Genomic DNA, 8,671 nt, shown 5'->3' with positions numbered 1-8,671 from the left:
GGGCCCGGACCGTCGCGACGAGGTTCAGCCGACGAGCTGCGTCTCGTGCTCGAGCCGGCCCTCGCGGTCCACCCGGGCGGCGCGCACGCGCGAGGCGATGACCGCGCCGAACGCGACGGCCGTCGCGACGACCGCGATGGAGAGCCGCACGACGTGGTTGGCGTCGTCGCCGACGGAGACGACGACCACGGCGGGCGCGATGAGCACCGACACGAGGTTCATGACCTTGATGAGCGGGTTGATCGCGGGCCCGGCGGTGTCCTTGAACGGGTCGCCGACGGTGTCGCCGATGACGGCCGCGGCGTGCGCGGGCGAGCCCTTCCCGCCGTAGTTCCCGTCCTCGATGATCTTCTTGGCGTTGTCCCACGTGCCGCCCGAGTTCGCGAGGAACACGGCCATGAGCACGCCGGACCCGATCGCACCGGCGAGGAACCCGGCGAGCGGCCCCACGCCGAGCCCGAACCCGACGGCGATCGGCGCGAACGCGGCCAGCAGGCCGGGGGTCGCGAGCTCGCGCAGCGAGTCGCGCGTGCAGATGTCGACGACGCGGCCGTACTCGGGCCGCACCTCGCCGGTCATGATGCCGGGGTGCTCGCGGAACTGGCGCCGCACCTCGAACACGATCGCGCCCGCCGCGCGGGTCACGGCGTCGACCGCGAGGCCCGAGAACAGGAAGACGGTCGCGCCGCCGAGGATCACGCCGACGAGCGTGACGGGGCTGATGATGTCGTACGACAGCATGGCCGCCACGAGGTCGTCGCCGACCTCGCCGCGGATGTCGGCGAGCGCGTGCGTGACCGCGTCGGCGTACGACCCGAACAGCGCGGTCGCCGCGAGCACGGCCGTGGCGATCGCGATGCCCTTGGTGACGGCCTTGGTGGTGTTGCCGACCGCGTCGAGGTCGGTGAGGATCTGCGCGCCCTCGTCGCTGACGTCGCCCGACATCTCGGCGATGCCCTGCGCGTTGTCGCTCACGGGCCCGAACGTGTCCATCGCGACGATCACGCCGACCGTCGTCAGCAGGCCGCAGCCCGCGAGCGCGATGAGGAAGAGCGCGAGCGGCACGGACCCGCCCGCCAGCAGGAAGACGCCGCAGATCGCGGCCGCGATGATGCCCGCGGTGTAGACGGCGGACTCGAACCCCACGCCGATGCCCGACAGCACGACGGTGGCCGGCCCCGTGAGCGTGGTGCGCGCGACGTGCAGCGTCGGCTTGCTCGTGGTGCCGGTGAAGTAGCCGGTGACCCACAGGATGACGCCCGCGAGGACGACGCCGACGAGCACGGCGGCGGACGCGACGAGCCGCGGGTCGCCGCCGTGGGTCTCGAGCCCCGCGGTGCCGCCCGTGAGCGCCGCGAACGACGACGGCAGGTACGCGTAGGCGGCGACGGCGGCGAGCAGCACGCCGACGAGCGCCGAGACGTAGAACCCGCGGTTGATGGCCGTGAGCCCGGACTCCTCGCCGCGCACGCGCGTGATCGCGACGCCGAGCGCCGCGACGAGCGCGCCGACCGCGGTGACGACGAGCGGGAAGACCATGCCCTGCTCGCCGAACGCGGCGCGGCCCAGGATGAGCGCGGCGACGAGCGTCACGGCGTAGGACTCGAACAGGTCGGCGGCCATGCCCGCGCAGTCGCCGACGTTGTCGCCCACGTTGTCGGCGATCGTCGCGGCGTTGCGCGGGTCGTCCTCGGGGATGTTCTGCTCGACCTTGCCGACGAGGTCGGCGCCGACGTCGGCGGCCTTGGTGAAGATGCCGCCGCCGACGCGCATGAACATGGCGAGCAGCGCGGCGCCGAACCCGAAGCCCTCGAGGACGGCGGGCGCCTCGCCGCCGTACAGCAGCACGACGCCGGCGGCCCCGAGCAGGCCCAGCCCCACGACGGCCATGCCGACGACGCCGCCGGTGCGGAACGCGATGCGCGCCCCCTCGGCCCGGCCGCCCGGCCGGGACGCGGCTGCGGCGACGCGCAGGTTCGCGCGCGTCGCGAGCCACATGCCGAGGAACCCGATCGCGGCCGAGAACCCGGCGCCGACGAGGAAGAACAGGGACCGGCCGATCTTCACGCCGCTGTCGCCCGGCAGCAGGAACAGCAACGCGCACACGATCGCGGCGAACAGCGCGAGCGTGCGGAACTGCCGGCTGAGGTACGCCGACGCCCCTTCCTGGACCGCCTGCGCGATCTGCTGCATCAAGACCGTGCCCTCGCCCGCGGCGAGCACCTGACGTCGGAGCACCGCGGCGACCACGAGGGCCGCCAGCGCGATCACGGCGATGACCGCGACGATCGTGATGCTCGTGGCACCGAGCTGCATGCATCCTCCTCGGGACGACGAGGTGCGACACCCCCTGCACGCACCCGCCCCGCGGCCCCGTTGCCGCCGGACCCGGCGAGTCTAGCCACGCGTGTGACGCACGTCTCACCAGGTCGTCGACGTGGCGGCGCGTCGCCGGGCCGCCCGGCGCGACGCGCCGGGGCGGGTCACGACGCGAGCGCCGCCGCGAGCGTGTCGCGGATCGTGAACACCTGCACGAGCCCGGTGATGCGGAACACCTTGAGCAGCCGCTCGGAGTCGACGACGAGCACGAGCCGCCCGCCGGCCGTGCGGACACGCTTGAGGGTCCCCACGAGCAGCCCCAGACCCGTCGAGTCCATGAAGGTGACCTCGGTCAGGTCGATCACCAGGTCGGTGCGCTGCTCCGCCACGAGCGCGGCCACGCGCTCGCGCAGACGATCGGCCGACGACACGTCGATCTCGCCCGCCACGTGCACGACCGTGCGGGCGCCCACGTCCTCGGCCGTCACCCGTACGTCCATCGACGTCCCCTCCCCGGTGACCCCTGCACGCAATTCAAGCATCCCGGACCCCGGCGGGGCGCCGTACCCGGGTGCGGCGCACCGTCGCGCACGCGGGGCGACGGGCGCGCGCCCGGCCCGCCGGGCGTCCTCGAGCCCGCCCGGCGGACCTCGGCACGCCGCTGGCCCTGGTGGCGACGGCACCCGTCCGGGTACGACTGGGGTGAGCGCCCCAACCTTTTGCCGAGGTCGTTCGTCTAGGTCAGTGAGGCGGCGTGCAGGGGGCGTCGCCTCGACCAACGTGAGAGAGGTCCGGCGAGCGCCTCGGACGACGGGAGACGAGTGACGGGCTGGCAGGACGCGCTGGACGAGCTGGTCAGGACGCGCGGACGCGCGCTCGCCGGCTACGCGTACCTGCTCACCGGCGACGTGCGCGAGGCGGAGGACCTCGTGCAGGACGCCCTCGTCCGGACCTTCACGCGCGGGCGCCCCGTGCGTGAGGTCGCGTCGGCCGAGGCCTACGTGCGCAGGACGATCCTCACGACGTACGTCGACGACTTCCGGCGTCGACGGCACTGGGCGACGATCCGGCACCTCGCGGTCGTCCCCGAGACGAGCCCCACCGACGGGCCGAACGCCGGGCCGGAACCCGTCGTCACGACCCGCCTCGCGGTGCAGCAGGCCCTCGGGCTGCTGCCGCCGCGCGAGCGCGCGTGCATCGTCCTGCGGCACTTCGAGGACATGACCGTCGCGCAGGTCGCCGACGCGTTGTCCCTCTCGGTCGGCACCGTCAAGCGGTACCTGTCCGACGCCACGCGCACGCTCGAGGAACGGCTCGGCCCCCTGGCCGGGCGCGACGACGACTCCGAGCACAGCGCCGACGACGTCCTCGTCACGCCCCGGAGGCCCCGATGAGCACACGACTGGACCTGGCGCTCCACGAGATCGCGGACGCCGCAGGCGACGCGACCGCGTTCGGCGACGACACCGCGGCCGGCACAGTCGCGACCGTGCGGCGCCTCACGGGCCGCGTGCGACGACGTCGTGCCGTGCGGGGCGCCGGGACGGCGGCGGTCGCCGCGAGCGCGGCGGGCGCGGTCGTCCTCGTCGGCCCGCAGCTGACGGTCGACCCGACGCCGGCCGTGGCGCCGGGAGCGTGCGGCACCTCGTTCACCGGCACGGGCGACGACGCCGGGGACGCCGGCTTCACGATCGGCGTGGACGCCGGCACCGTCCCCGTCCCGGCGGGCTCGACGTCGTTCGGGACGTGGCAGAGCAGGACGCTCGCGGTCGCCGTGGAGGTCGAGGTGCCGCTCCCCGAGGGCGCGACGCCGGACGGCACCGGCACGGTGCCGGTGGAGCAGCCCGCGTCGCCGGACCTCGTGCTGACACGGGACGACGTCGTCGTGGCCGAGACCGTGCTCGACCCGTCCCGCGCGGCCGCGGCGGGATCGGCGTGGGAGGCGTCGGGCGACGACGTCCCCGGGCTGCTGGTGTCCCAGGTGGTCGAGGACGGCGAGGTCTCGCTGCTCTGGACGAGCACCGTGGACGTCGTCGCGTGCGACACCGGCGGCGCGCTGCCGTCGGGCGACTACGAGGTGTGGGCCACGCACGCCGGGACCGACGGCGTCGAACGGGTCGTGGGGCCGTACGACCTCACGCTCGCTGCCGAGCAGCCCTCGGTGGCCTCGTCGCTGCCCGCCGACTTCCCCCCGGGCGTGCCGCTCGTCGGCGGGCGCCTGGTGTCCGCGACGCGCGACGGCGACCGGTGGACCGTCGAGGTCGCGACACCCGCGACCGACCGCGAGGTCGCCGCACTGAGGATGCTGTCCGCCGCCGCGCTGCGCACGGGTGGCGCGGCCGGCGAGGTGCTGAACGGGCCCGACGGCGGGATCGCCCTCGACGGCTGGTCGGTCCGCGTCACCCCGACGTCCACGTCGGACGGCGAGCCGTCCGTCGTGTACGTCCTGACGCCCACGGACTGACCCGGCGAGGTCCGCGGCGCGACGGGTACAACGATCCGGCCCGCCCGGGCGTCTCTTGCTGGTGACGGGCGCTACGGTCCCGTCACCACGACGGGAGGTCCGGGTGCCGGCGACGCAGGGGGCGACACGCGCGCCGGACGACGTCCCGCGCGAGGCGCCCGACGACGTGCTCGACAGGCTCGCCCGCGAGCGCGGTCGTGCGCTGTTCGGGTACGCCTACCTGCTGTGCGGCGACGCGCGCACCGCCGAGGACCTCGTGCAGGACGCGCTGGTCCGCACGTTCGCGCGGGTGCGCGGCGGGACCGACGTGGTCGCCGCCGAGCACTACGTGCGCACCGCCGTGCTGCGCGGGCACCTCGACGCCGTGCGGCGGCGCGCCCGCTGGGCCGCCGTGCGGCACCTGCTGCACGTCCCCGGCGACGACGAGTCGCGCGACCACGCCGACGCGGTCGGCACGGGATCGGCCGTGCACGCCGCGCTCGCGGCGCTGGCCCCGCAGGAGCGGGTCGCGGTGGTGCTGCGGCACGTCGAGGACCTCACGGTCCCCGAGGTCGCGCACCGCATGGGACTCGCCGACGGCACGGTCAAGCGGTACCTGTCGACGGCCTCCGCGAAGCTCGCCGACCGGTTGGGGCGGGACGTCGACGAGGACGACGACGTGTCGGTCCGGACGAGGGGGGCGCGATGAGCGGGCACGACGACCTGTGGGACGCGGCGCGGGACGAGGCCGAGCGGCGCGGCGCGGCGTACGAGGTGCCGGTCGAGCGCGTGCGGGCGCGCGTGCGGCGACGCCGGGCCGCACGTGCGGGCGCGACGGGGACCCTCGCCCTGGCGACCGTCGGCGCGGTCGTCGTCGCCGTGCCGCAGCTGCTGGGCGCGCCGGGCGGCACGGCCGTGGGGTCGTCGGGCGACTGGCCCGCGGCGTTCGCGCGGTGCGGGCAGCCGGTGGACGACGTCGTCGCACCCCCGGGGCGCGTCGAGCAGACGCTGCTGCAGGCCCGCGACGTGGTCGGCCCGGACCGCACGTGGCTGGGGACGACGTCGACGCGTGTCGACGGTGCGGCGGCCCTCCCCGACGCCTTCGACGACGTCGAGGTCGTGCTCGTGCGCGACGGGGTCGTCGTCGGGGTGGACGGCGGGGACGGTCGCCTGGTCGTCAGCCCCGGCGAGACCGTCATCGAGAGGGAGCGCGACGGGACCGTCACCGGCACGACCGCCGTCTGGGGCTACGGCGCGCGGCTCGTGTCGTGCGACCAGTACCCCGACGGCGAGGGCGACCCCGAGGTCGTCGCCGGCGACTACGAGGTCGTCATGACGCAGACCGTGACCTGGACCGAGCCCGACGGGAGCACCGCGACGGGCCGCGCGTCGGTCACGGCCCCCGTGCGCGTGTCGGACGACGCCGCGCACGGGCAGGACTCCCCCGAGACGTGCGGCGCCCCGGCGTCCGACCTGGCGGCGACCGCCGGCCCGGAGGCCAACCCGTTCGCGGTCACGCTCGACGCGGACGTCCCGTCGACGTCCGCGCCCGGGTCGCCGCTGCGCTTCACGGTGACGGCGACCAACGAGGGCACGGCGGCCGTGACGGGTGCGACCGGGCACCTCGGCGTGCTGCTCACCCGCGACGGCCGCGTCGTCGGGACGCCGGCCCCGCGCGAGGACGTCGCGCTGGACGCGAGCCTGCCGGCCGGGGCGTCCCGCACGTTCGAGGCCGCGAGCGACCTGCGCGGGTGCGCGGCGTCCGACGCGGACGCCGGGGCGCCGCTGCCGCCCGGCGAGTACGAGGTGTGGGTCACGGCCGACCTGGTGCTCACCACGCCCCGCGGAGCCGACGGCGCTGCGTCGCGCGAGCACCTCGTCTACGGGCCGTGGCCCCTGCGGCTGGGGTGATGCGGGCGCGCCGGGGCAGTCAGGTTCAGCCGCGGTGCAGACGTGCCCGTGGGACGCGGGCGAGCGCGGCCGCGTACGGGTCGACGACGGGGCCGGGCCGGGCGTCGCGCAGCACGTGGTCCCGCACGCCCAGGTCCGCGAGGACGGCGACGAGCTCGGCGACGTCGTCCGGCGCGAGCACCGCCGGGTCGACCGTCGTGCGGACCTGCAGGTCGACGCCGCTGTCTAGCACCAGGCGCAGCGACGCGAACGCCTTGTCCGCGGCGGCCGCGCCCGCACCCGCGCGGGTGATCGCGCCGTACAGGTAGGCGGGCGCCTTGACGTCGAGCACCACGCGGTCGACGTGCGGCAGCAGGTCCGGCAGGCGCGCCGGGTACGCACCGGCGGTGTGCACCGCGACGAGCAGCCCGAGCGCGCGCACCTCGCGCGCGGCGGCCACGACCCCCGGCTGCCGGGTCGGCTCGCCACCCGTGAGGACCAGCCCGTCGAGCAGGCCGCGGCGACGGCGCAGCAGGTCGGTGACGTGCGACCACGGGACCGCGCCCGGGAGGGTCGGGTCGAGCAGCGCACCGCCGTGGCAGTACGTGCACCGCCACGGGCAGCCCTGCAGGTACGCCGTCGCGACGAGGCGGCCCGGCCAGTCGTCGGCCGACAGCGCCACGAGGTCCGCGACCTGCACGGAGGTCGCCCGGATCTCCCACCCGGCCGGCGAGGTCACGCGCGGGGCTCCCCCGGTGCGCGGCGCGCGGCGGCCGGGTCGGTGCGTCGCCGCATCGCTGCTCCTCGCTCGTCGGGTGCTCGTCGGGTGGGTGTCGAGCACAGCACCTCGCGGCGGCCCGGCGCCACGTCGCCGACGCGCGCGGCGGCCGGCGGGAGCCTCCCGCGCCCAGGAGTCGTACTCGCCGGTCGGTGCGGCAGGGGCGAACGTCCCGGACGTGGTCCGCGCGTCAGGCCGACGCACCGCCGGGAGCACGCACGAGCCGCACCCGGTCACCCGGGCGCAGCTGCGCGGCCCGGGCCCGGCCGTCGGGCGTCAGCACCGCGACGACCGGGTAGCCGCCCGTCACCGGGTGGTCGGGGCCGAACAGCACGGGACGGCCGTCGTGCGGGACCTGCACGGCGCCCGCGACGAGCCCCTCCGAGGGCAGCTCGCCCGCCGCCGCGCGCGTGAGCGCCGGGCCCGTGAGCCGGACGGCCACGCGGTTGCTGTCGGGCGAGACCTCCCAGGCGGTCGACCACAGCCGGGCCCGGCCCGCGGCGTCGAGGTGCGTGAGGCGCGGGCCCTCGACGGCGGGCAGGTGGACCACGGCCGGCGGTGCGGGGTGCACCGCGTCGCGCGCGTGCGCGGCACCGCCCGGGGGGCCGGGGGGCGCGGGGAGGTCGGGCGGCGCCGGGGGCTCCGGCAGGCCGTCGTACGCCGTGCCGTACGCGAGGACGTCACCGGAGCGCAGCGGCGCCGGGCCGAGGCCCGACAGCACGTCCCGCGAGCGAGAGCCGAGCACGCCCGGCACGTCGACGCCGCCCCGCACGGCGAGCCACGACCGCAGGCCGCGCGCGGGCGCGTGCAGCGTGAGCGTCGCACCCCCCGGCGCCCGCACCGCGACCCCGACCGGCACGGGCGCACCGTCGAGGTCGGCGTCGTCGACCGCGCCCACCAGGGCGAACGCCGTCGCGGCGCCGAAGCGCACGACGAGCCCGCCGAGCACCGTCTCGAGCACGGCCGCGTCCCGCGCGTTGCCGACGAGGCGGTTCGCACGAGCGAGCGCGGCGGGGTCGGCGGCGCCCGAACGCGGCACGCCCACGGCCGCCAGGCCCGGTCGGCCCGCGTCCTGCACGAGCGTGAGCGGCCCCGCCGCGAGGACCGTGAGCGCGAGGGGCAGCGGCGGCACGTCGCGCACGGGGTCGTCGTCGCGGTCGGGGTCGCACGCCGGTCGCCCGGTCGCCGGGGCGGCGGCCGGCGGGGCGGCGACCGGCGGGGCGGACGGGGACGGGGCGGGC

General features: G+C 76.8%; 8 protein-coding genes. 4 read left to right on the top strand and 4 right to left on the bottom strand.

Annotated elements, in window-relative coordinates:
- Positions 1–24: 24 nt before the first annotated feature.
- Both CS2_RS16730 and CS2_RS16725 read right to left on the bottom strand, forming a co-directional pair.
- On the bottom strand, positions 25–2,316 hold the full coding sequence (locus tag CS2_RS16730) for a sodium-translocating pyrophosphatase (RefSeq protein ID WP_070320828.1): 2,292 nt from the start codon (positions 2,314–2,316) through the stop codon (positions 25–27).
- A gap of 167 nt (positions 2,317–2,483) precedes the next feature.
- Positions 2,484–2,807 (bottom strand): STAS domain-containing protein, encoded by a 324-nt coding sequence (locus tag CS2_RS16725; protein WP_432456909.1) that lies wholly within the window; start codon positions 2,805–2,807, stop codon positions 2,484–2,486.
- A 333-nt stretch (positions 2,808–3,140) separates the two neighbouring features.
- On the opposite strand from CS2_RS16725, the gene CS2_RS16720 reads away from it, so the two are divergent.
- The 4 genes from CS2_RS16720 (at position 3,141) to CS2_RS16705 (ending at position 6,673) form a co-directional block, all read left to right on the top strand.
- Positions 3,141–3,713: a SigE family RNA polymerase sigma factor gene (locus CS2_RS16720; RefSeq protein WP_070320826.1), complete on the top strand. Its 573-nt coding sequence runs from the start codon at positions 3,141–3,143 to the stop codon at positions 3,711–3,713.
- Positions 3,710–4,783: a hypothetical protein gene (locus CS2_RS16715; RefSeq protein ID WP_070320825.1), complete on the top strand. Its 1,074-nt coding sequence runs from the start codon at positions 3,710–3,712 to the stop codon at positions 4,781–4,783. Before CS2_RS16720 ends, CS2_RS16715 begins: the two co-directional genes overlap by 4 nt.
- 103 nt (positions 4,784–4,886) lie before the next feature.
- Positions 4,887–5,471, top strand: coding sequence for a sigma-70 family RNA polymerase sigma factor (locus CS2_RS16710; RefSeq protein ID WP_082740320.1), 585 nt, complete (start codon positions 4,887–4,889; stop codon positions 5,469–5,471).
- A complete protein-coding gene (locus CS2_RS16705; protein ID WP_070320824.1) occupies positions 5,468–6,673 on the top strand; it encodes a hypothetical protein in 1,206 nt (401 codons plus the stop codon). Before CS2_RS16710 ends, CS2_RS16705 begins: the two co-directional genes overlap by 4 nt.
- A gap of 25 nt (positions 6,674–6,698) precedes the next feature.
- Here CS2_RS16705 and CS2_RS16700 read toward each other — a convergent pair whose 3' ends face one another.
- Both CS2_RS16700 and CS2_RS16695 read right to left on the bottom strand, forming a co-directional pair.
- Positions 6,699–7,391, bottom strand: a complete 693-nt coding sequence (locus CS2_RS16700; RefSeq protein WP_070320823.1) for an anaerobic ribonucleoside-triphosphate reductase activating protein — start codon at positions 7,389–7,391, stop codon at positions 6,699–6,701.
- Between the two features lie 229 nt (positions 7,392–7,620).
- The coding region (locus tag CS2_RS16695; protein WP_369691431.1) for a 5-oxoprolinase subunit C family protein at positions 7,621–8,671 on the bottom strand (1,051 nt) is incomplete at its 5' end.

The organism is Cellulomonas iranensis NBRC 101100 = JCM 18110 (assembly GCF_001552375.1).
GTDB classification, from domain to species: domain Bacteria; phylum Actinomycetota; class Actinomycetes; order Actinomycetales; family Cellulomonadaceae; genus Cellulomonas; species Cellulomonas iranensis.
Note: the sequence above shows the minus strand (reverse complement) of the source record. Positions and strands in the feature narration are given on the sequence as shown.

Bases quoted from the DNA above. Each gene is read 5' to 3' on its own strand.
- CS2_RS16730 (WP_070320828.1), bottom strand. From the start codon at position 2,316: ATGCAGCTCGGTGCCACGAGCATCACGATCGTCGCGGTCATCGCCGTG.
- CS2_RS16715 (WP_070320825.1), top strand. From the start codon at position 3,710: ATGAGCACACGACTGGACCTGGCGCTCCACGAGATCGCGGACGCCGCA.
- CS2_RS16705 (WP_070320824.1), top strand. From the start codon at position 5,468: ATGAGCGGGCACGACGACCTGTGGGACGCGGCGCGGGACGAGGCCGAG.